Origin of the sequence: Sphingobium xenophagum (assembly GCF_031457465.1) — a bacterium.
GTDB lineage: Bacteria > Pseudomonadota > Alphaproteobacteria > Sphingomonadales > Sphingomonadaceae > Sphingobium > Sphingobium xenophagum_A.
In genome coordinates this window covers 1-22,196 of sequence record NZ_JAVDWV010000012.1, presented here as the reverse complement: position 1 = coordinate 22,196, position 22,196 = coordinate 1, and the positions used below count along the sequence as shown (strand labels likewise).

The following is a 22,196-nucleotide window of genomic DNA, read 5'->3' as shown; positions in this document are numbered from 1 at the left end:
CAGAGGAACCTGATCATGTCGAATTCACCGATTTCGGCCGCGCCTTTGCGCGGCCTGACCCTGGCTGCCGTCAGCCTGTCCGCGCTTGTCGGCGCACAGGCCTCGGCCCAGACCAACACGCAGGTCGCCCCGCGCATGGCCACCGTCACCTTGCCCGCCGACGCTGGCCAGACCATGACCGTCCCCGCCGAAGCTGCGCCCGCGACTGTCCCCAACCTGACGCGCGACAATGGCGCGCCGATCGGCGCCAACCGCAACAGCAAGACCGCAGGTGACCTTGGCCCGGTGCTGCTCGAAGACACCACGCTCATTGAAAAGCTCGCCCGCTTCGACCGCGAACGCATTCCAGAGCGCGTCGTCCACGCCCGCGGCACCGGCGCGCATGGCGTCTTCCGCGCCACCGCCGACATCAGCGACCTGACCCGCGCCTCGCTCTTCACATCGGGCAAGGAAACCCCGGTGTTCGTTCGCTTTTCCAGCGTCATCCACCCGTCGGGCAGCCCCGAAGGCCTGCGCGACCCGCGCGGCTTCGCCACCAAATTCTACACCGATCAGGGCAATTGGGATCTGGTTGGCAACAACTTGCCGATCTTCTTCATCCGCGACGCCATGCAGTTCCCGGACATGGTGCATAGCCTCAAGCCCTCGCCGGTCACCAACAAGCAAGACCCCAACCGCTATTTCGACTTCTTCTCGAACACGCCCGAATCCACCAACATGCTGACCCAGCTCTATTCGAACCTGGGCACGCCATCCTCCTACCGGACGATGGACGGCAATGGCGTCCACGCGTTCAAACTGGTGAATGCGCAGGGCAAGGTGACCTTCGCCAAGTTCCGCTGGATCAGCCGCCAGGGCGTCAAGAATCTTGCCGGCAAGGATGCGGGCGCGGCCCAGTTCAACTTCCTGACCGATGATCTCTATCGCGAAGTCGGCAAGGGCAATTTCCCGACCTGGGATCTGATGGTGCAGACCATGACGCCCGAACAATTTGCGGGCCTGGATTATAATCCGTTCGACGATACCAAGGAATGGCTCGACGTGCCCTTCCGCAAGATCGGCGAGATGACGCTCAACAAGATGCCCGCCAATTATTTCGAGTTCACCGAACAGTCGGCCTTTGCGCCGTCCAACATGGTGCCGGGCATCGAAGCCTCGCCCGACCGTATGCTCCAGGGCCGCCTGTTCAGCTATGCCGACACGCAGCGCTATCGCGTTGGCGCGAACGTCCTGCAACTGCCGGTCAACAAGCCGCTGGCGCCAGTGGTCAATAATTCGCAGGACGGCGTGATGGACGCGACCGGCTCGACCTCGAACGTCAATTATTTCCCGGCGATGGTGCAAAAGCAGGCGGCGGCCGAATTTGGCCAGTCGACCTACGAAATCAACGCGACGGTCGACACCAAGCCGATCGAGAAGACCAATAATTTCGCACAGGCAGGCATTTTCTATCGCGCGCTGTCGGCCAAGGACAAGGCCGACCTGATCGCCAATCTCGCGGGCGATCTGGGCCAGGTCACCTCCGACCGCACCCGCACGATGATGGTCAGCTATTTTTACCAGGCCGACAAGGACTACGGCACCCGCATCGCCAAGGCAGTCAATGTGCCCATGGCGGAAGTGACCAAGGCGGTGGCCGAATATGAAGCCGCCTATCCGCAACAACGCCTGACCGTGCGTTAAGCAAAACCGAAAAGCCCCTCCCCTTTAGGGGAGGGGTTTGGGGTGGGGGCGTGCCACCATATGCCAGCTCCAACAGCCAATCCCACCCCTTACTGAGGACTCCCCATCATGCTCTCCCTCCTCCTCGCCACAGCGCTGGCCGCCGCAACGCCCGCGCCCGACGCACTCCCCACCCCGGAACGCCGCCAGCAACTCCTGTTCGACGCCGCCCGCCTCGGCCGCGCCGACATGATCGAACCCCTCGTCAAGGCGGGCGTCGACCTTAACGCCACTGACGCCCGCGGCTTCACCCCGCTCATCCTCGCGGCCTATAATGGTCAGGCGGACACGCTCGACGCGCTGATCGCCGCCGGTGCCGACCCTTGCAAGCCCGACGAATCGCAGGGCAATACCGCGCAAATGGGGGTTGCCTTCAAGGGCAATGACGCGATCGCCGCGCGGCTGCTCACGGCAGGCTGCGACGTCAACGCCCGCAACAAGGCCGGGCAGACCGCGCTGATGATGGCCGCGCTCTTCGGCCGCAGCGCCCAGGTCGCGATGCTGGTCAAGGCCGGTGCCGACCCCGCGCTGGCCGACGCCTCCGGCCGCACCGCCAAGGTCGTCGCCCAAGGCCAGGGCAATGACGCGATGGTCAAACAGCTCGACGCCACGCCATAACCGCTCCGGGGCGGACATAACGTACAATGCCTGTTCCACGTGAAACAGAAGATGGCGCTATTTCAGCATCTTCCGATCAACCAAAGCGGACATGGGCCGACACTGGACGGGGCGACGAACCACCCCCGTCCAATGTCATTTTCGCAAACCAATGTCCGCTTCGCTGTCCGCTTTAGACGTCCAGATTGGCGACGTTCAGCGCATTATCCTGAATGAACTCGCGCCGCGGTTCGACGACTTCGCCCATCAGGCGGCTGAAAATCTCGTCGGCAATATCCGCCTGCTCGACCTCGACCCGCAGCATCGACCGGTTGTCGGGGTCCAGCGTGGTTTCCCACAGCTGCTCGGCATTCATCTCGCCCAGCCCCTTGTAGCGCTGGATCGCCAGCCCCTTGCGCCCAGCCGCCAAAATCGCTTCCAGCAATTCGCTCGGCCGCGTCACCAGCGTCATGCCCTTGGCCGGTGCCGCAGGCAGGTCGTCGTCGCCCGCTTCCTCGGCCGCCATCGCCGCCTTGGCCGTCACCAGCCGGGCCGGGGTCAGATAGCTTTGCGATTCTTCGCTCGCCAATGTGTGCAACTTGCGCGCCTCGGCCGACCCGACGAAACCATGTTCGATGACATGATGGTCGGTCACACCGCGCCACAGCCGTTCGAAATGGAAGCCGCCCTCTTCGGCGATCCGGCCGGTCCATTTGCCTTCGGCATCCTGCGCGCCCATCCAGGCGACCGCCACAGCCAGGCGGGTTGCCTGCTCGTCCTGCGACAATTCGGGGTCGAGCGCCCCGGTCAGGCTCAGCGCCTCGATGATCGCCGGGTCATAACGGCGGGGGACATAGCGCATCACTGCGCGCATCCGCCGGGCATGATCGACCAGGCTCTTGAGGTCATTGCCGGTCCGCGTGCCGGCCGGTCCCTCCAGCACCATCGATTCGACACCATTATCGACCAGATATTGCTCCAGCGCGGTGTCGTTCTTCAGATAGAGTTCGCTGCGGCCGCGCGTCGCCTTATAGAGCGGCGGTTGGGCGATATAGAGATGCCCGCCCTCGATGATCTGCGGCATCTGGCGATAGAAGAAGGTCAGCAGCAGCGTGCGGATATGCGCGCCATCGACGTCCGCGTCGGTCATGATGACGATCTTGTGGTAGCGCAGCTTTTCCAGGTTGAAATCGTCGCGGATGCCCGTGCCCATCGCCTGGATGAGCGTGCCGACTTCCTTGGACGACAGCATCTTGTCGAACCGCGCGCGCTCGACGTTCAAAATCTTGCCCTTCAGCGGCAGGATCGCCTGATTATGCCGGTTGCGGCCTTGCTTCGCCGAACCACCAGCCGAATCACCCTCGACCAGGAACAGTTCGGACTTGGCCGGGTCGCGCTCCTGACAGTCGGCCAGCTTGCCGGGCAGGCTGGCAATATCCAGCACGCCTTTGCGCCGCGTCAGTTCGCGCGCCTTCTTGGCCGCTTCGCGCGCGGCGGCGGCGTCGATCACCTTCTGGATGATCATCTTGCCATGCGCCGGATTCTCCTCCAGCCACTCGGCCATTTTGTCGGCCATCAGGCTTTCCAATGGCTGGCGCACTTCTGAGGAGACCAGCTTGTCCTTGGTCTGCGACGAGAATTTGGGATCGGGCAGCTTGACCGAGACGATCGCGGTCAGACCTTCGCGCATATCCTCGCCGGTCAGGCTGACCTTCTCCTTCTTCAACATGCCCGACTTTTCGGCATAATTGTTGAGGGTGCGGGTCAGCGCGGCGCGGAACGCCGCCAGATGGGTGCCGCCGTCGCGCTGCGGGATATTATTGGTGAAGCACAGCACATTTTCATAATAGCTGTCGTTCCATTCCAGCGCGACTTCGATGGTCACATTGTCGCGCGTGCCCGAAATGGCGATCGGCTCCGGCATCATCGCCGATTTATTGCGATCGAGATAGCTGACGAAGGCCGCGATGCCGCCTTCATAATAAAGCTCGACCGTCTTGCTTTCCTCATGCCGCGCGTCGGTCAGGAACAGGCGCACACCGCTGTTGAGGAAAGCCAGCTCGCGATAGCGATGCTCCAGCTTGTCGAAATCATAGTCGGTGACATTCTTGAACGTGTCGGTCGAGAACATGAAGGTGACCTTCGTGCCCTTCTGCCCCGGCGCGGCCGGACCCAGCACCTTCAATGGCGCTTCGGCATCGCCATGGCGGAACCGCATCCAATGTTCCTGGCCGTCGCGCCAGATGTTCAGCTCCAGCCAGTCGGACAGCGCGTTCACCACGGACACGCCCACGCCATGCAGGCCGCCCGATACCTTATAGGCATTGTCGTCCGACGTATTTTCGAACTTACCCCCGGCGTGCAGCTGGGTCATGATGACCTCGGCCGCCGACACGCCTTCCTCTGTATGGATGCCCGTCGGGATGCCGCGACCATTGTCCATCACGCTGACGGAGCCATCGGGGTTCAGCGTGATGTCGATCCGGTCGCAATGCCCGGCCAGCGCTTCGTCGATCGCATTGTCGCTGACCTCGAACACCATATGGTGCAGGCCGCTGCCATCATCGGTATCGCCGATATACATGCCCGGCCGCTTGCGGACCGCGTCCAGACCTTTCAGCACCTTGATGCTGTCGGCGCCATATTCGTTGCTGTTCGGGGAGTTTACGGGTTCTTCGCTCATAGCCCAGCCTATAGGGAAAGGCGGGCTGAAACTAAAGCGAAACATGGCCCCTTCCCCCCACCAGCCTGCCGGTCTATCCCGTCTCCATGGTCCGAACCCTTGCCCTCATCCTGATGCTCGCCGCCTGCTCCGACAGCCGCGAGGTGCTGGACGAATTGCCCAACAGCTCACTCGCCGATGCGCCGCGCTCGGAGGTCTCCGAAACCCGCATGGATACGCCATCCGCCCGGCCCGTGACGATCGGCGAAGACGGTCCTAGACTGGATGCCTGCGGGGGACTTGGGCAAGTGAGCCGCAGCGGGGCAGGGGGGCTGCCTTTGCTCACCGCACCATTCGCCGATGCCAAGGTAATCGCACAATTGCCCGAAGGCCAGCGCGCCTATATCTGCACCCGCAGCCTCGACCAGAAATGGCTGGGCGTCGTCGTGCAGCCCACACCCGCGCAAGAGGGCGAACCGGCAGGCGATTGCGGCGTGTCCTCGCCCGTGGACCGCAAGCAACCCTATGACGGCCCCTGCGTCAGCGGCTGGCTCGCTAGCCCCTATATGCGGCTGATCGGCGGGTAGGATTGGGTTCGCGCGGAGGCGCGAAGACGCGGAGAAGATAGGCAGTAAAGCGGCAAATCCGCGCTTCTACAAAAGGCGGCAGACGACAGGTCTGGCTCGCCCCAATATCCCTCCGCGTCCCCGCGCCTCCGCGTGAACCCACTCACTCGATCCCGGTAAACACCAGCTTCTGCACCCGCCGCCCGGTATTCACCTCGGTCGTATAGATATTGCCTTCGCTATCCGTGTCGATGCTGTGCAGCCAGGTGAATTGCCCCGCCTGCCGCCCGATCCGCCCGACCGCGCCCAACACTTCATGCGTCTTGCGCAGCAAGATCCACACCCGCCCGTTCATCATGTCGGCGACATAGAGATAGGTCTGCTCCGGGTCGGGGGAGAAGGCGATGTCAGTCACCGTATGCGTGCCCCCGGTTTCCGGGGCGATGGCGAGATCGCGCACGAAGGTCAGCACCCCGTCCTTGCCGCGCTTGAACAATTGCGCCCTGTTGTTGTTGCGGTCGCACACATAGACATGCCCATCCTTCGTCGGCACCACGCAATGCACGATGTCGCCGAAGATGTCGGACTTGGGATTGGCCACCTTACTGGGATCGACCGCATGGCTCTGGTCGAACGCCCCTTGACGGGTCGGCGCGATCGGCGGCTTGCCATAGGCGCCCCAGCGCCCCTTATAGCCATTGGTCTTCGCGTCGAAGCCGATCACCCGGCGGTTCACATAGCCGTCGGACACCAGCACCATGCCATCGACCTGATGCACGTCGGACGGATTGCCGAGCCGGTCGGTCCCATCATTGCCTTTGGTCTCGCCCCGCTTGCCAAAGGCGCGCAGGAATGTGCCGTCCGCGCTGTAGTTCAGCACGACATGATCGTCCTTGCCATTGCCGCCGAACCAGACCGTATTGGCCTGATCGACGAATATGCCATGCAGGCTGACAGGCCACTGGCTGACCCCATCGACGCTCGGCGCGCTCGCCGCCCCGCCCCAGCCGCCCATGTAAGTGCCATCCTTGCCGAAACGCACCACCGGCGGCGCAGGCTTGCAGCAGACCGCGATCGGCGGCGTCTGCGCCAATCCCGTGTCGGTGCCGGTCAGCGAATGGGGCCGATGCACCAACCAAACCGAATCGTCCGGTCCAACCGCGACGCCGCTTACCTGTCCCAGCAGCAGGTCGTCCGGCATCGTCGGCCAGGCCGCATCCACCTTGAAACGCGGCATCTTCGTGCCAGCCGGCGCAATCTGCTCGAACGCCAGCGGCGACAGCGCGGGCGGCGAGGGCGCAGCGGCACCGAGCAGCAAAAGAAGGGCGCAGGCAAGGACGGGGCGCATGGGATCAGGCTCCTGGGATCAACGGGTTGGCGGGATCATGCCCATCTGATCCGGCAGGTCAACGGCGCAGGCAGGTTCGGCGCAACTGGCCTTTCCCATCAGGGCCATTGCGCGGTAAATGGCATGGCATTGCTCCCCAAATGGAACGCTAGGCCATGTCCACTTCGCATCTTCGCCCGCCCTCCCTGCTGCGCCTGCTCGGCGCGTGGCGCGCGCTCGATAGCGCCCAGCCCGCCTATCGCCAGCTCGCGCAGGCTTTGCGGATGCTGGTGCTGGACGGCCGGATCGGCCTCAACGTCCGCTTGCCCGGCGAGCGCGAACTGGCCGCTGCGCTCGGCCTCAGCCGCACCACCATCGCCGCCGCTTTCGATCGGCTGCGCGACGAGGGCTATCTCGAAAGCCGCCAAGGATCGGGAAGCGTCACCCGCCTGCCGCCCGGCGACGCGCCCGCGCCGTCCGCGGACGACGACGTCACCACGGGCGGCAACCTCCTGAACTGGACCCATGCCGCGCTCCCCGCCGCGCCCGGCGTCGCGCGCGCCTATGCCGCAGCGCTCGACGCGCTACCCGCGCATCTGGGCGACCTTGGCTATGATCCGCTCGGCCTTCCCGTGCTGCGCCGGGCGATCGCCGCCGATTATGCGCGGCGCGGTTGCCCGACCAGCCCGGACCAGATCATCGTCACCAACGGCGCGCAGCAAGGTTTTTCGTTGCTGCTCCACTGGCTCGCCGGGCCGGGCGACCGCGTCGTCATCGATCATCCGACCTATCATAACGCGATTCAGGCGTTGCAACGCGCCCATGTCGTGCCCGTGCCCGTGGGCCTGCCGACTCAGGGCTGGGATATCGACGCGATGGACGCCGCCTTCCGCCAGACGGCCCCGCGCTTTGCCTATATCATCGCCGATTTCCACAATCCCACCGGGCGCAGCATGGACCCGGCGACCCGGCGCGCGCTGGTCGCCGTCGCCGCGCGCAGCCACACGCCGCTGGTGATCGACGAGACGATGGCGGCGATGGGCCTCGATTTCACCGCCCCGCCGCCGGTCGCGCTGCATGATCCGTCGGGGCGGCAGGTCATCACCATGGGCTCGGCCAGCAAAATCTATTGGGGCGGCCTGCGCACCGGCTGGATTCGCGCCGACCCGCAGACGATCGCCGCGCTCGCCCGCCTGCGCACGACGACCGATATGGCCAGCCCTGTGCTGGAACAACTCGCCGTCGCGCATCTGCTGGACGCCGGGGAGGGGCTTGGCACCCGCGCCGCGATGCTGCGCGACCGGCGCGACCATCTGCTTGGCCTCATCGACCGGCATTTGCCCCACTGGCGGGTCGAAGCGCCTGCGGGCGGCCTGTCGCTCTGGGCGCAACTCCCCCGCGCCGAAGCCACCGCACTCGCTGCGCTGGCCGAAAATCTGGGCGTGCGTGTCGCGCCGGGACCGCGCTTCGGCGTCAGCGGCGCATTCGAGCGCTTCCTGCGCCTGCCTTTCACCTTGTCCGAAGAGCAACTCGCCACCGGCGTCGAACGCCTCGCCGAAGCCGACGCCCGCCTCCACGCCCGCCTGCCCCGAAGCCGCGATTCGCTCGCGCTCGCGCTGGAAGCGGACCGATTGATCTGAGGGGGCTCGACGCTGCCGCTTATCTGCCACCAAAAAGGCCGCGCAGGTCACCCCGCGCGGCCTCTTAATTCGCTCAAACCTGAGAGCCTTACGCCTTCTTCGCCGCCTGATAGCGGGCGATGGCTTCCAGCGTGATCTGCTTGGCATCTTCCGCGCCGCCCCAGGTGCCGATGCGGACCCACTTGGTCTTTTCCAAGTCCTTATAGTGGGTGAAGAAATGCTCGATCTGCTCCATCACGATGCCGGGCAGGTCGTCCTTCTCGCTGATGTCGGCATAATAAGGGAAGGTCTTGTTGTCGGGCACGCACACCAGCTTTTCGTCGCCGCCGGCTTCGTCTTCCAGGTTCAGCACCGCGATCGGGCGCGCGCGCACGACCGAACCGGGGACGAAGGGCGAGCGTGCGATGACGAGCGCGTCGAGCGGATCGCCATCGGGCGAGAGCGTGTGCGGCACGAAGCCATAATTGGCGGGGTAGCGCATCGGCGTATGCAAAATGCGGTCCACGAACAGCGCGCCCGACGCCTTGTCGAATTCATATTTCACCGGCTCGCCGCCGACCGGCACTTCGATGATAACGTTCAGGCTGTTTGGCGGATCGTCGCCCACCGGGATCAGTTCGATATTCATGGAAACGCCTTTTGCTACGATGATGCGCTACGGGTGATTATGTTCTCGGCTTGAGCAGTCGGTCGAGACTGCCTTCACCCTCTCCTGTCTTTTCGAGGCGCGGATAGCGCAGCCCGCCCGAATAATCGAGTGACAATGTGCGGTAATATTTATCCTGCTTTAGGATGATCTGGATCGGCTGCTTGGCTTTGATTGCTGCCTTCCACACGTCGCTGGAAAATTCGTCGCCATTGACCGCCAGGATCTTGGCACCGATCACCAGCCCGGCCTTGAACGCCGCGCTGTCCCAAATGACGGCGCTGATCTCGCCGTCATTCTTGACGATCGCGCCCAGGCCGAAGCTCTGGTCGACCATCTTGTTCGCGCCCTCGGCCGCCTTGGTGATGGCGTTCGGCTCTTCGCCATAGACCAGCTTATAGCCGCCCAGGATGAAGCCGCCTTTGGGCGTTTCCTTGGTCGGGCTGTCGACATAAGTGCGGAAGAAACCGGCCCAGTCATAAGGCGCGATGCCGTTGAGCGTGTCGATCACCTCCTGGCGATTATAGACGAGCTGGCCCCAGTCACCCGGCTTCACGCCGAAGAACGCCTTGGCGAAATCGTCCAGCCCCTTGGTGCCGCGCGTCGCCTTGGAAATGATCGCATCGGCCTCCAGCCAGATCATCAGCCCTTCATTATAATAATCTTCTGACCGCTGCCAGCTGGCCCAGCCCTTGGGGCGCCGCGCGGAGATGATGGGATCATGGGTGGTGTCTTCCATCGGCCGCCATTGCCGACCGACGGCGGTGTCCAGCTTCGCCGCGATCTGGGCATAGGCGTCGAGCGTTTCCTGCTTGGTGAACATCCCCGACCGGGCACCCAGCACATAGCCCCAGAATTGCGTCTGCCCTTCATAGACCCACAGCAGATTATCCTGCATCGGCGTGCGGAAATCGGGGGTCCACAACAGGTCCGGGCGGCGGAACTTGCCGTCCCAGCTATGGGTGAATTCATGCGGCAACAGGTTGCGATCGAGCAGCGCCTCGCCCTTGTCCCAGCTTTTGAAATAGCCAGGCTCAACCTGATTTTCCGAGGAGCGATGATGCTCCAGGCCGATGCCGCCCATCTCGTCGGTCAGCGCCAGCAGGAAATCATAATGGTCGAAATGATAGCTGCCGAACAGCGCGCCCGCCTCATCGACCAGCTTCTTATGCTTGGCCATCTGTCCGGGCTTATATTCCAGCTCGTCGGCATCGTCGGCGACGATGTTGAGCGTCACATTCTTGCCCAGGTCCACCGCCTTGAAATAGCGGCCGGCAAAGACCGGCGAATCCTGCAACGCTTCATAATCGATCGTCTCATAAGCGACGCGGTTGCCGCTCTTGGTGCCGCGCAGCGCGGTCGCCGCCTGCCAGCCCGCCGGATAGGTGACGGTCGCCTGCACCGGGATCTGCCGCGTATAATAGCCCGCCGGGTAGAGCGAGACGCTTTCCCACTGGATGTTCAGCATCTTGGGCGTGATGACGACGCGGCCCTGATTGGGCTGGGTCGCGGACAGGAACTGGAACTGCGCTACCACTTCGCGCGCGCCCTGCGGCACGTCGATGATGAAGCCAAAAACGTTGAGCGGATCGCGCTTCCACGCCACCGGCTGGCCATTGGCGGTGATGGTCAGCCCCGTCAGCTTCTCGATCTGCCCGCGCGGCGCATGATTGCCGGGCAGCCATGCGGGCATCAGCAGCGTCATCGGGCCGCTGGTCGCAACGGGAATGGTTTCCTTCACGCGGAAGATGCGCTGGGTCGTGTCGCTGGCATCGACCTCCAACTTGATGGTGCCGCCGGGATAGGGCACGTCCTTGGGGGCAGGGGTCGCGTCATTGACGGGCAGGGCGGTCGGCTTGGACCGGATCGCCTCCTGCGCGAAAAGGGGGCTGGCAATCGCGGTCGAAAGGCCCGTTGTCAGCAAAAGGGCGGCAGCAAGGCTGCGGATCATGAACATCTCCGAAAATGCAGTTTGGGCCGGACGGCCCTCATACCCGCACAATGGCGTCGCTACGCGGGCGCGTCCACCCCTTGATGCAGGCGCATAAAAAGCGCGTTTCCTTGGGGCCCAATTGCGGTTAAAGGCCCATCCCCATGGCTAAAATCGAAACGCCGCGTCCGGTACGCGGCACGCAGGACATGCTGGGCGGCACCACGGAAGCGTTCCAGGAACGCTTCGCGCATGTGGTGGCGACCTTCGACCGGGTGCGCAAACTCTACGGCTTCCAGCGCGTCGAAGTGCCGGTGTTCGAATCCACCGCCGTCTTCGCCCGCTCGCTGGGCGAAAGCACCGACGTCGTGTCGAAGGAAATGTACACGTTCGACGATCGCGGCGGCGACTCCATCACGCTGCGCCCCGAATTTACCGCCGGGATCAGCCGCGCCTATATCACCGAGGGCTGGCAGCAATATGCGCCGCTTAAAGTCGCGACCCACGGCCCGCTATTCCGCTACGAACGCCCGCAAAAGGGCCGCTTCCGCCAGTTCCACCAGCTCGACGCCGAAATCATCGGCGCGGCCGAGCCGGGCGCGGACGTGGAACTGCTGGTCATGGCCGACCAGTTGCTCAAGGAACTGGGCATCAACGACGGCGTGACGCTGACGCTCAACACGCTCGGCGACGCCGCCAGCCGCGACGCCTGGCGCGCCGCGCTGATCGCGCATTTCGAGGCGCATCGTGGCGAGTTGTCGGAAGACAGCGTCGATCGCCTGCAGCGCAACCCGCTCCGCATCCTCGACAGCAAAGACCCGCGCGACCGCCCGGTCGCCGACAGCGCACCCGACATCGACGCCTATCTAACCGACGAAGCCCGCAGCTTCTTCGACAAGGTGACGAGCGGCCTCGATGCCGCTGGCGTGGCCTGGGAACGCAACGCGCGCCTCGTGCGCGGCCTCGACTATTACCGCCACACCGCGTTCGAATTCGTCACCGATCGCTTGGGCGCGCAGGGCACCGTGCTGGGCGGCGGCCGCTATGACGGGCTGATCGAAAATCTGGGTGGTCCCGCGACCCCAGCCGTCGGCTGGGCAGCGGGGATAGAGCGGTTGGCGATGTTGGTTGACGCGCCGGAGGTTGAACGACCGTCGATCGCGATCATTCCAAGGTCAGAAAGCTTGGAAGGCCGGGCTATCCGAGCAACAGCACTGCTACGTTCAGCAGGTTACGCTTGCTCCTTAGCCTTTAAAGGTAACCTGAAGCGAAGGGGAGAACTGGCGAACAAGGCAGGCGCTGTAGCCAAGCTGTTCATTGGCGAGCCGGACGGTGTTGGTTCACCGCTCGAATTTAGCTTTTATAACACGACGCTGAATAATCAGGAGCAGGACTCTTTCGTTAGAGATGCGCTGGAGGTTCTTGGCCCAGAGTTTGGTTGGCAGGTGGGTACGCAGGGCTGGTCCCGCTAATGCACATCTCGCCTGATCGCGCACCCCAAACCCCGTTCGCCCTGAGCCTGTCGAAGGGCTCGCCTGAGCGTAGCGAAGGCATTTCGCCTGCGGCTCAGCGAAGGGCTTCGACTTCGCTCAGCCCGAACGGATTTAGGGGCAACACTTAATGCATATATCCCCTGAACGCATCGCGCAGATTGAGGCGCGCCGGGATGAGGTGCAGGCGTCGATGACGCGCGCCGACCTCGCGCCCGATGCGTTCGTGCGCCTGTCGAAGGAATATGCCGAGATCGAGCCGGTCGCCCGCGCCGCGCATGAAGTGCGCCGCCTGCGGCAGGAACTGGCTGCGCTCGATTATATGGCGGGCGGCGTCGATGCCGACGCCGACCCGCTGATGCGCGAAATGGCGCAGGAGGAAATGCAGATCCTCAAGAGCCAGCTGCCCCAGGCCGAACGCGCACTGGCGCTGCAACTGCTGCCCCGCGATTCCGCCGATGCCCGCCCCGCCATGCTGGAAATCCGCGCCGGAACGGGCGGCGACGAAGCCGCGCTGTTCGCGGGCGACCTCTTCCGCATGTATCAGCGCTATGCCGACACGCAGGGCTGGAAGATGGAGCAGATGACGGCCAATGCGTCGGAAGCGGGCGGTTTCAAGGAAATCGTCGCCTCCATCACTGGCACCGGCGTCTTCGCGAAATTGAAGTTCGAAAGCGGCGTCCACCGCGTCCAGCGCGTCCCCGTCACTGAAAGCGGCGGGCGCATCCACACCAGCGCGGCGACCGTCGCCGTCCTCCCCGAACCGGAGGAAGTCGACGTCCAGATCGCCGATGGCGACCTCAAGATCGACATCTACCGCGCCAGTGGAGCAGGCGGCCAGCACGTCAACACCACCGACTCCGCCGTCCGCATCACCCATTTGCCCAGTGGCCTCGTCGTTATCCAGCAGGACGAGCGCTCGCAGCACAAGAATAAGGCGAAGGCGATGCAGGTGTTGCGCGCCCGCCTCTACGAAGCCGAACGCCAACGCACCCAGAGCGAACAGGCCGGCGCGCGCAAGGCGATGGTCGGGTCGGGCGACCGCTCCGAACGCATCCGCACCTATAATTTCCCGCAAGGGCGAGTCACCGACCACCGCATCAACCTGACGCTGCACCGCCTGCCCGAAATCCTCGAAGGACCGGGCCTTGCCGAAGTCATCGACGCGCTGATCGCCGAAGACGAAGCCGCACGGCTGGCGCAACTGGACGGGGTGGGGTGAGCATCGCGCCTGCGCTGCGCGAGGCTACCGCCCGTTTGAGCGCGACCAGCGACACCGCGCGGCTCGACGCCGAACTGCTGATGGCCCATGCGCTCGGCCTGTCGCGCACCGACATGCTGCTGCGCCAGCGCGAGCTGGCGGTTCCCGCCACCTTCGCCGCATTGCTCGCCCGCCGCCTGAACGGCGAGCCGATCGCCTATATCAGCGGCACGCGCGATTTCTGGACGATCAGCCTGACGGTCACGCCCGACGTGCTGATCCCGCGCCCCGATAGCGAAACGCTGGTGGAAGCGGCGGTCGATCATTTCGCGGCGCGCGCACCTACCTCCATCCTCGACCTCGGCACCGGCTCCGGCGCCCTCCTGCTCGCAGCCTTGAGCGAATGGCCGACCGCGCAGGGCTTGGGGATCGACGCCTCGCCCGGCGCGCTCGCCGTCGCGCAGGGCAATGCCGCGCGGCTGGGCCTGGCGACGCGCGCGCAATTTCGCCTGGGCGATTGGGGGCAGGGGGTGGACGGCCCGTTCGACCTCCTCCTCATCAACCCGCCCTATATCGCCCGCGATGCGGCGCTGGCGGGCGATGTGCTGCGCGAACCGGGCCGCGCGTTGTTTGCGGGCACCGAAGGCCTGGACGATTATCGCCGTATCATCCCCGACCTGCCGCGCCTGATCGCGCCGGGCGGCATGGCCGCGATCGAGATCGGCCACGACCAGCGCGTCGCCATCACCGCGTTGCTGGAGGGGGTCGGCCTTGCCGTGCGGCCCCTGTGCGATCTGGCGGGGCTGGACCGCTGCCTGGTCGCTACGCGATGATTGATGACGATAAAGCCGAATTTGCTTGGTTTATCTTATGAAAGCCATTACATCGGGGTCAGGAACAGCAGGCTCCGGCGACATGATCTTATTAGGTCATTGATGGAAAAGCTGTTTTCTAGCTCCTTAAAGTCATGATGGCGCTGCTGCGCGGCACCTCTGGCATTGGACGGCATAGGCCAGATAATGGCCTATGTCCTGCGGAGCTATATCCGGCCCGATGAGCGGGTCGCGCTAAGGGATGGCGACGGAACAGTGTTTTCAGCCAAGGTTATGACAGCGAACACAAGGATCATATCTTGATCAACAACCGGCAGGCCGGTCGCCGCAATCGCGGCCGGAATAATAACGGACGTCCCAACACCAACAATCGGGGCGGGGGTGGTGACAGCGGCAACCGCATCGACAATCGCGCCCGTGGCAACGCGACCCAGCTTCTTGAAAAATACAAGAATATGGCGCGCGATGCCCAGATGTCGGGTGATCGGGTCAACGCCGAATATTATCTCCAGTTCGCTGATCATTATTTCCGTGTCCTGGCCGACAACCGCGCCCGGCAGGAAGAGCAGCAGCAAAACCAGCCGCAGCGCCACCGCCGCCCGGACGAGAATTTCGACGAGGATGGCGATGATTTCGAGGGCGTCGCCGACGGCGTCGACGAATTCCGCACCGACAATTCGTCCTACGACCGCACGCCGCGCGAACAGCCTGGTTTTGATCGCGCCCCGCGTGAACAGAATGATCGCAACGACCGTAACGACCGGGCCCCGCGCGAGCAGGGCGACCGGCCCCAGCGTGATTATGCCGATCGCGGACAACGCGACCAGGGCGACCGCCCACAACGCGATCAGGCCGACCGCGCACCCCGCGAGTTCGGTGATCGTGCCCCGCGCGACCAGAACCGTCGCCAGGACGAACCGCGCGAGGATCGCAATGCCCGTCGTGACCGTCCACGGCGCGATCGCCCGGTTGCGGCTGAACCACAGCCTCCGGTAGAGCAGCAGGTCGCACCCGCGCCTGCACCCATTGTTGAGCAGGCACCTGCCCCGCAGCCTGAAGCTGAAGCACCCCGTCCGCGTCGCGGACGCCCGCGCAAGGTCGTGCCAAGCGCGGAGCAGCCGAGCGAAAGCCTCGACATCGCCGTGCTGCCGCCCTCGATCGCGCGCACCGACAATGAGGGGGAGGCCGCTGTGGAAGCGCCCAAAAAGCGTGTCCGTCGCACCCGCCCCGCAACCGAAGCGGCCGAATAAAAGCCGATTAACCGGCTTCCTGGTCCGAAAAAGGGGATGGCGCAGCCGATGCGCCATCCCCTTTTTCATGCCCGCTTTCCAAGCCCGTCGCGATCCGGCACAAGGCACCAGCGTTCCGACCGGAGAGATGCCGCCATGCCCCGCTTGTTCCTGCTTGCGCCCCTGCTCGCTCTCCTGCCCGCCGCCGTACTGGCGCAGGACGCGACAGACCCGACCGCTGCCTTGGCGCAAGGCGATGTGGCCGTCACCATCTACAATAATAATCTCGCGCTGGTGCAGGATGTGCGCCAGCTTGCCATCCCCGCCGGGGTCAGCCGCATCGAATTTCCGGATGTCTCGGCGCAGATCCGTCCCGAAACCCTGTCCTTCGCCGCCGATGGCGCATCAATCGTCGAACAGAATTTCGACTTCGACCTGCTGTCCCCCGGCAAATTGATGGAAAAGGCGATCGGCCGCACCGTCACCATCGTCCGTACCAATCCCGCCACCGGCGCGGAACAGCGCGAACAGGCCAAGGTGCTGAGCGTCCAAGGCGGCGTCGTGCTGCAAATCGGTCAGCGGATCGAGATTTTGCGCGACGATGGCCTGCCGGTGCGCGTCATCTTTGACAAGGTGCCCGCCAATCTGCGCGCCCGCCCGACCCTGTCGGTCATAGTGGACAGCGCCCGCGCAGGCACGCGCGCGGCCTCGCTGCGCTATCTGACGCCGGGGCTCGGCTGGGCCGCGGACTATGTCGCGCTGTTTGATGCCAAGGCCGGGCGGATCGACGTGCAGGGTTGGGTCACGCTCACCAACACCAGCGGCACCAGCTATGATAATGCTCGCACCCTGCTGGTCGCGGGCAGCGTCGGCCAAAGCCAGGGGGGCTATCGGCCGCAACGCCCGACCGCCCTTCGCCGCGCCGGAACGGAAACCGCCCCGCGCGCGCAATTGGGCGATTTCTACCTCTACCCCATCGCCGCCCGCACCCGCATCGCCGATCGCCAGACCAAGCAGGTCAGTTTCCTCGACGTACAGGGCGTGCCCGCCCGCGCGGGCTATGCCTATCGCAACGGCTGGCTCGCCAGCAGCGAGGAGCCGCAAAGCGTCCGCAGCGTCGTGCATTTCTCGACCGCGCGGTCAGGCGGCCTCGGCGACGCGCTGCCCGCCGGCACGGTGCGCTTCTATATGAAGGACGCAGGCGGCGCGCCGCAATTCATCGGCGAAAATCAGGTCGATCATACGCCGATGGGCAGCGATCTCGCGCTCGCCACCGGCGACGCCTTCGACGTGAAGGTCAGGCCCGTCGTGGAACAGCGCGAGCGTGTCTCGAACAGCAAATGGCGCAGCCATATGCGCTACGATCTCAGCAATGCGAAGGATCAGCCGGTCACGATCGAACTGACCCAATCGGGCCTCGACTTCGCCTTTGACGATACCCGCATCGTCAGCGAAAGCCTGCCGTCCCAGCGGATCGACAGCAATAGCGCGCGCTGGCAGGTGACCGTGCCCGCCAATGGCACCACCAGCCTCACCGCCATTTTCGAAACCCGCTACTGACGGCCCGCGGATGCGCCGTTGGCTGATCCTGCTGCTGCTCGCGATGACGGGCGCGCCCGCGTCTGCGCAGACGCTTATTGTCTCGCCCGGCGCGCAATCCCGCTCGGTCACTGTCTATCGCGACCCGCAACGCGGCGAGGGGAGCATCAATGCCCGCTTCCCCACCGGCTTCGCGCTCGTCACCGAACAGCGTCGCATCACCCTTTCACCCGGCGATGCGACCATCCGCTTCGAAGGCGTGGCCGATGGCATGATCGCCGTCAGCGCGGCGGTGACCGGACTGCCCGGCGGCGTCATCCAGAAAAATCGCGACGCCCGGCTGCTGTCGCCCGCCAGCCTGACGCTGGGCGCGCTGGGCAAGCCGGTGCATCTGCGCCGCACCGACCCCGCGACTGGCAAGGTGGTGGAGCAGGACGCCATCATCCGCTCCACGCCCGACCAGGCGCTCGTCATCGAAAGCGCGGACGGGGTGGAGGCGTTGCGCTGTTCGGGCCTGCCCGAAACGCTGATCCATGACAAAGTCCCGTCCGACCTGTCCGTCACCCCCACTTTGTCGATCGACACGCAGAGCGATCGGGCGACGCAGGCCGATGTGACGCTCACCTATCTCACCACCGGATTCGATTGGGCCGCCGACTATGTCGCGCGAATCGCGCCGGACGGGCGCACGCTCGACCTGTTCGCCTGGCTGACGGTCGCCAACGGCAACAGCGTCGCCTTTCCCGATGCGCGATTGCTGGCGATTGCGGGACGACTCAACCGCACATCGGATTATGATGCGCTCGGACGCGCGCCGGAAGCGCCACCGCTTTACCTGAGTTGTTGGCCCGAACCGAGTTATGATGGGGAGGATGACGAGATGGTATATGGCATGGCTCCCCCGCCACCGCCGCCGCCTCCGCCACCCCCGGCTATGATGGCGGCCCAGGAAATCATGGTGACGGGTCGCCGCGTCGCAACGCAGGAGGAACTGGGCGACCTCAAACTCTATCGCGTGCCCATGGCGGTCGACCTCAACCCCAACGGCCAAAAGCAGGTCGCCCTCCTGCACCAGCGCGCCATCGCCTTCACCGCCCTCTACACCGCGCGGCTGTCTGCGCAGGGCGATGTCAGCGAGGGCGGCCCGCTCACCCGCACGCTGCGCTTCACCAATCGGCGCGAAAGCGGGGCAGGGGTGCCGCTCCCGTCCGGCGGGCTGTCGCTGTTCGCGATGCGCGGGGATGAATCGCTGTTGCTGGCGCAAGCGCGGATGCGCGATCAGGCGATCGGCGACAAGGTGGAGATCTCGGCCGGGCAAAGTCCGCACTTGCGCTACGAACGGACCTTCAATGACAAATCGCAGCGCCATGGTCTTCGGCTGATCAATAGCGGCACCGAGCCGCTGGTTGCGGAAATCATCGTGCAGGATGACGAAGCCAACCGACTCGTCGGATCACGCCCGCGTCTCCTCCGTCGCAACGGCGCCTGGCTTTGGACGGTCACCGTACCCGCGCAGGGAACGGCCCATCTCGACCATCGCCTGCGGACGCCCCGCTGACGATCAGATGGCGGGCAAAGGGCGCGGCCGGTGATTCTCATCCAGCGCGACGAAGGTGAACAGCCCGCTGGTCAGATCGACCTGCTCCTGCTCCGCCCCGCGCGTCGCCACCACATCGATGCGGATGGCGAGGGACGTTCGCCCACGCCGTTCCTCATGGGCATAGACCGACACGACATCGCCCAGCAAAATCGGCGTGATGAACTTCATGCTTTCGATCGCGACGGTCGCCACGGCCCCCTGTGCGATTCGATGCGCGACGATGCCGCCCGCAATATCCATCTGGCTCAGCACCCAACCGCCGAAAATATGGCCATTGGCGTTGATGTCGGCGATGCGCGGCATCACGCGCAACACCACATCGTCGCGCTTGTCAGTCATCCAGCGGGACCTCGTCCTTCAACCGGTCCATCACCTGCTCGTCATGGCCGGTGCCATGCGATAGGAAGGCGAGCGCCATCAGCCCCGTGCCCAGCATGAAGGTCAGCCACACCCCCAATATGGTCGCGATGATCATATGGATCGGCATGGTTTCCGACCGATAATAGAGAAAGAGCAGCGCCAGCGCGGTGCAGGCCGCGCCCCCCAGCGCCATCCACGCCATGATGCGGCGAAACCGGGTCCAGGCCACGGCGGCGATCTGCGGATCATCGAGCGCTTGCTTGCGTGTCATCCCTTTTCTTTGGCCCGCGAAAGTGGGATCATCAAGCGCCTGAACCAAATTATAGGGCAGAAGGAGAGCAGCCATGACGATTGCAGCGATTTTGCGGGGCAAGGGGGGCGATGTCGTCCAGGTGCGGTCCACCGATACGGTGTTGTCCGCTGTCCAATTGCTCGCCGATCGGCGAATCGGCTGCGTGCCCGTGGTCGATGATGGCGAAGTGGTCGGCATCTTTTCCGAACGCGACCTTGTCTATCGCGTGGCCACCGATGGCGCAGCGGCGCTCGATCACCCGGTTGGCGACCTGATGACCTCGCCCGCCATCACCGTCGATGACAAGATGCCGGTGATCCATGGCCTCTCGCTGATGACCAAGCGGCGCATCCGCCATCTGCCGGTCGTGGTCGATGGCCAGTTGGTCGGCCTGATTTCGATCGGCGATCTGGTGAAATTCCGCATCGACAGCATCGAATCGGAAGCCAGCGCTCTGCGCGACTATATCCAGACGGCTTGAAACAGGCGGCGCGCGCCGTCGGTTCAGGCGGGTGCCGGGGCCGGGGGCGCGCGCCGCACCACCAGCGCGACCAGTTCCATCACCGTGGCGCGCGAACACAACATCAATGCCGCGAGGAAGGCGACGCCGCCCGTCGGCACCAATATCGCGAGCCGAATCGGCGCGGCCAGCGGCGGCAGCAGAAAATCAACCGCCATCACGACACCCGCCATCAACACCGAACAGCCCAGCGCCGGTGCGGCCGCGCGGACCAGATCGATGAGGCGCAACCCCATCGGCGCACCCGCCAGCCGCGCGGTGATCGCGGTCAGAATCGGAAAGGCACCCAGCCACGCCCAGGCGAGGCCAATCGCGCCGAATTTGATGCCGATCAGAAAAGATACCGGCATCAGCACCGCACCGACCGCCGCGACTCGCGCCGTGGTGCCGGGCCGACCCAGCGCATTGCTCACCGGCGCAAACATCACCTGCACCGTCATGAACGGCATGGCGAGCGCGAGAATCGCGACGAACGGGGCCATCTCCAGCCATTTCGCGCCGAACAATGTCTCGACCAGCGGCTCGGCCGTCACCGCCATGCCCAGATAGACCGGACAGGAAATCAGCAACAGCAACCGCACCGCCTTGCAGAAGGACCAGGCAACGCGCGACGGATCTTTCTGCATCCGCGCATAAGCGGGGAAGGCGACATCGTTGAGCGGCGGGATGAATTTGCTGACGAAAATCTGCGTCAGGAACAGCGCTTCGGCATAGAGGCCAAGCTGATGCGGCTCCAACACCCGCCCGCCGATGAAGATGTCGGCCTGACTCTGCGCGATCCAGAACAGCTGGCCACCCAGCAATGACGCGCCATAAGTCACCATCGCCCCGGTCCCGCGAAAATCGAAACTGGGAATCGGCCGGAAACCCGTCGCCAATATATAGCCCAGCCCCTTGATCCAGAATCCCGCGATCGGCGCGAACACCAGCGTCCATACTCCCCAGTCGGACAGCGCCCCATAGAGCGCGACGGCCGCCGAGGCGAAGGCCGCGATCAGGTTGACCAAGGCAGGCCGCTTGAAATCCAGCGCCCGTCCCATGATCGCTTCGGGAATCGAGATGAAGGGGGTGGATAGGTAGAGCAGGGCCTGCACCCGCAGCAGGTCCGCGACCATCGGCTGGTCATAATAGTCCGCCGCGATCGGCGCGATCGCCAGTTGTAGCGCGGCCAGTGCGCCATTGAGCAGCAGCATGATGCCGAATGCCTGCCGCAACCGATGCGGCGTGACCGAATCGGACTGGACCAGCGCGCTCACCAAGCCATAGCCATTCAAGAAGGTCGCGAAGTTCAGGATCACCTGCGTCATGGCGAACAGGCCATAGTCCGCCGGATCGAGCAAACGGATGACCGCCAGGGTCACGACCCAGCTCATCATCTGCGAGACGATCTGACTGCCGGAGCGCCAGAAGATCGCGCTTCTTATGCGCGCGCCGAATCCCGCGTCATTCGCGTCGGCATCCTGCAAACTCATTCTCTCTGTCACCCTTGACCATGGCCGCCGTCGAACCGGGTCTAGCCTGTAACCTGCAAAAATTTCTGAAACAAAAATGCAAAAAGCGTTTGACGGGTCAGGCCTCCCCCCTTAGAGGCGTGTTCACCGGACGGGGCGCTGCTGTATGGAAGCGCTCTGGAAGGTTGCCACTATGGCGGGACGCTGGTTCACCCGGACCGTAAGGATCGGGTGGGATTGGTTGTCCGGTTTTTAGTTTGGCGGGTTCTTTGACATTGTTGGTTTAGATGAAGGGACATGTGGGCGGCGGCTCCGGTCTGCCACGGCTTTCAGGCGTGGTATGGTCGGTTAAATTTAGGCCGTTCCTTATTGGAGCCTATCGAGCTTGCTTGGTGGGTTGTCTATATGTCTCAATATATATCCACTAGTTTATATATTGTGCAGGAATGGCTCCTGAAAATGAGCGGTTTTTGTTGGCCCTATTCCGGCTGGCAAGAATCGGACATCAAACTTGAGAGTTTGATCCTGGCTCAGAACGAACGCTGGCGGCATGCCTAATACATGCAAGTCGAACGAGACCTTCGGGTCTAG

The 22,196-nt window shown here is 64.2% G+C and carries 18 protein-coding genes and 1 rRNA gene; 12 read left to right on the top strand and 7 right to left on the bottom strand.

Annotated elements, in window-relative coordinates; genetic code table 11:
* The first annotated feature begins 15 nt into the window (after window positions 1–15).
* Window positions 16–1,683 carry a catalase gene (locus tag J2W40_RS13295; protein WP_310225573.1) on the top strand — a complete coding sequence of 556 codons (1,668 nt, stop codon included), beginning with the start codon at window positions 16–18 and terminating at the stop codon, window positions 1,681–1,683.
* A gap of 108 nt (window positions 1,684–1,791) precedes the next feature.
* A complete protein-coding gene (locus J2W40_RS13290) occupies window positions 1,792–2,340 on the top strand; it encodes an ankyrin repeat domain-containing protein (RefSeq protein WP_310225570.1) in 549 nt (182 codons plus the stop codon).
* 172 nt (window positions 2,341–2,512) lie between these two features.
* On the opposite strand, the gene gyrB is transcribed toward J2W40_RS13290, so the two are convergent.
* Window positions 2,513–5,002: a DNA topoisomerase (ATP-hydrolyzing) subunit B gene (gyrB, locus tag J2W40_RS13285; RefSeq protein ID WP_310225568.1), complete on the bottom strand. Its 2,490-nt coding sequence runs from the start codon at window positions 5,000–5,002 to the stop codon at window positions 2,513–2,515.
* Window positions 5,003–5,088: 86 nt separating this feature from the next.
* Between gyrB and J2W40_RS13280 the strand changes: the two genes are divergently transcribed.
* On the top strand, window positions 5,089–5,568 hold the full coding sequence (locus J2W40_RS13280) for a hypothetical protein (RefSeq protein ID WP_310225566.1): 480 nt from the start codon (window positions 5,089–5,091) through the stop codon (window positions 5,566–5,568).
* A 142-nt stretch (window positions 5,569–5,710) separates the two neighbouring features.
* Here J2W40_RS13280 and J2W40_RS13275 read toward each other — a convergent pair whose 3' ends face one another.
* On the bottom strand, window positions 5,711–6,895 hold the full coding sequence (locus J2W40_RS13275) for an NHL repeat-containing protein (protein ID WP_310225564.1): 1,185 nt from the start codon (window positions 6,893–6,895) through the stop codon (window positions 5,711–5,713).
* Between the two features lie 155 nt (window positions 6,896–7,050).
* On the opposite strand from J2W40_RS13275, the gene yczR reads away from it, so the two are divergent.
* Window positions 7,051–8,514, top strand: a complete 1,464-nt coding sequence (yczR, locus tag J2W40_RS13270) for a MocR-like transcription factor YczR (protein ID WP_310225562.1) — start codon at window positions 7,051–7,053, stop codon at window positions 8,512–8,514.
* Window positions 8,515–8,602: 88 nt separating this feature from the next.
* On the opposite strand, the gene ppa is transcribed toward yczR, so the two are convergent.
* The gene (ppa, locus tag J2W40_RS13265) at window positions 8,603–9,142 is read right to left on the bottom strand and encodes an inorganic diphosphatase (protein ID WP_310225559.1); all 540 of its coding nucleotides are present in this window, start codon (window positions 9,140–9,142) and stop codon (window positions 8,603–8,605) included.
* Between the two features lie 37 nt (window positions 9,143–9,179).
* Window positions 9,180–11,111, bottom strand: a complete 1,932-nt coding sequence (locus tag J2W40_RS13260; protein WP_310225557.1) for a M61 family metallopeptidase — start codon at window positions 11,109–11,111, stop codon at window positions 9,180–9,182.
* Between the two features lie 143 nt (window positions 11,112–11,254).
* Here J2W40_RS13260 and hisS point away from each other — a divergent pair, with 143 nt between their 5' ends.
* The 6 genes from hisS to J2W40_RS13230 all read left to right on the top strand — a co-directional run bounded on the left by hisS (window position 11,255) and on the right by J2W40_RS13230 (window position 18,940).
* Complete coding sequence (gene hisS / locus J2W40_RS13255; RefSeq protein ID WP_310225555.1) at window positions 11,255–12,562, top strand: histidine--tRNA ligase; 1,308 nt, start codon at window positions 11,255–11,257, stop codon at window positions 12,560–12,562.
* Window positions 12,563–12,710: 148 nt separating this feature from the next.
* Window positions 12,711–13,802, top strand: a complete 1,092-nt coding sequence (prfA, locus tag J2W40_RS13250) for a peptide chain release factor 1 (RefSeq protein ID WP_310225553.1) — start codon at window positions 12,711–12,713, stop codon at window positions 13,800–13,802.
* A complete protein-coding gene (gene prmC, locus J2W40_RS13245) occupies window positions 13,799–14,614 on the top strand; it encodes a peptide chain release factor N(5)-glutamine methyltransferase (protein WP_310225550.1) in 816 nt (271 codons plus the stop codon). Before prfA ends, prmC begins: the two co-directional genes overlap by 4 nt.
* Window positions 14,615–14,913: 299 nt before the next feature.
* Window positions 14,914–15,864, top strand: a complete 951-nt coding sequence (locus tag J2W40_RS13240) for a DUF4167 domain-containing protein (RefSeq protein WP_310225549.1) — start codon at window positions 14,914–14,916, stop codon at window positions 15,862–15,864.
* A 135-nt stretch (window positions 15,865–15,999) separates the two neighbouring features.
* Window positions 16,000–17,403 (top strand): DUF4139 domain-containing protein, encoded by a 1,404-nt coding sequence (locus J2W40_RS13235; protein ID WP_310225547.1) that lies wholly within the window; start codon window positions 16,000–16,002, stop codon window positions 17,401–17,403.
* Between the two features lie 10 nt (window positions 17,404–17,413).
* On the top strand, window positions 17,414–18,940 hold the full coding sequence (locus J2W40_RS13230; protein ID WP_310225545.1) for a DUF4139 domain-containing protein: 1,527 nt from the start codon (window positions 17,414–17,416) through the stop codon (window positions 18,938–18,940).
* Window positions 18,941–18,943: 3 nt separating this feature from the next.
* On the opposite strand, the gene J2W40_RS13225 is transcribed toward J2W40_RS13230, so the two are convergent.
* A complete protein-coding gene (locus J2W40_RS13225; RefSeq protein ID WP_069065588.1) occupies window positions 18,944–19,321 on the bottom strand; it encodes an acyl-CoA thioesterase in 378 nt (125 codons plus the stop codon).
* A complete protein-coding gene (locus J2W40_RS13220) occupies window positions 19,314–19,613 on the bottom strand; it encodes a hypothetical protein (protein ID WP_037479592.1) in 300 nt (99 codons plus the stop codon). The genes J2W40_RS13225 and J2W40_RS13220 overlap by 8 nt, the downstream gene beginning before the upstream one ends.
* Window positions 19,614–19,686: 73 nt before the next feature.
* Between J2W40_RS13220 and J2W40_RS13215 the strand changes: the two genes are divergently transcribed.
* Window positions 19,687–20,115 carry a CBS domain-containing protein gene (locus J2W40_RS13215; RefSeq protein ID WP_037479586.1) on the top strand — a complete coding sequence of 143 codons (429 nt, stop codon included), beginning with the start codon at window positions 19,687–19,689 and terminating at the stop codon, window positions 20,113–20,115.
* Between the two features lie 23 nt (window positions 20,116–20,138).
* On the opposite strand, the gene J2W40_RS13210 is transcribed toward J2W40_RS13215, so the two are convergent.
* Window positions 20,139–21,626, bottom strand: coding sequence for a lipopolysaccharide biosynthesis protein (locus J2W40_RS13210; RefSeq protein ID WP_310225540.1), 1,488 nt, complete (start codon window positions 21,624–21,626; stop codon window positions 20,139–20,141).
* A 486-nt stretch (window positions 21,627–22,112) separates the two neighbouring features.
* Here J2W40_RS13210 and J2W40_RS13205 point away from each other — a divergent pair.
* Window positions 22,113–22,196: ribosomal RNA gene (locus J2W40_RS13205) — 16S ribosomal RNA — on the top strand; the annotation flags it as partial.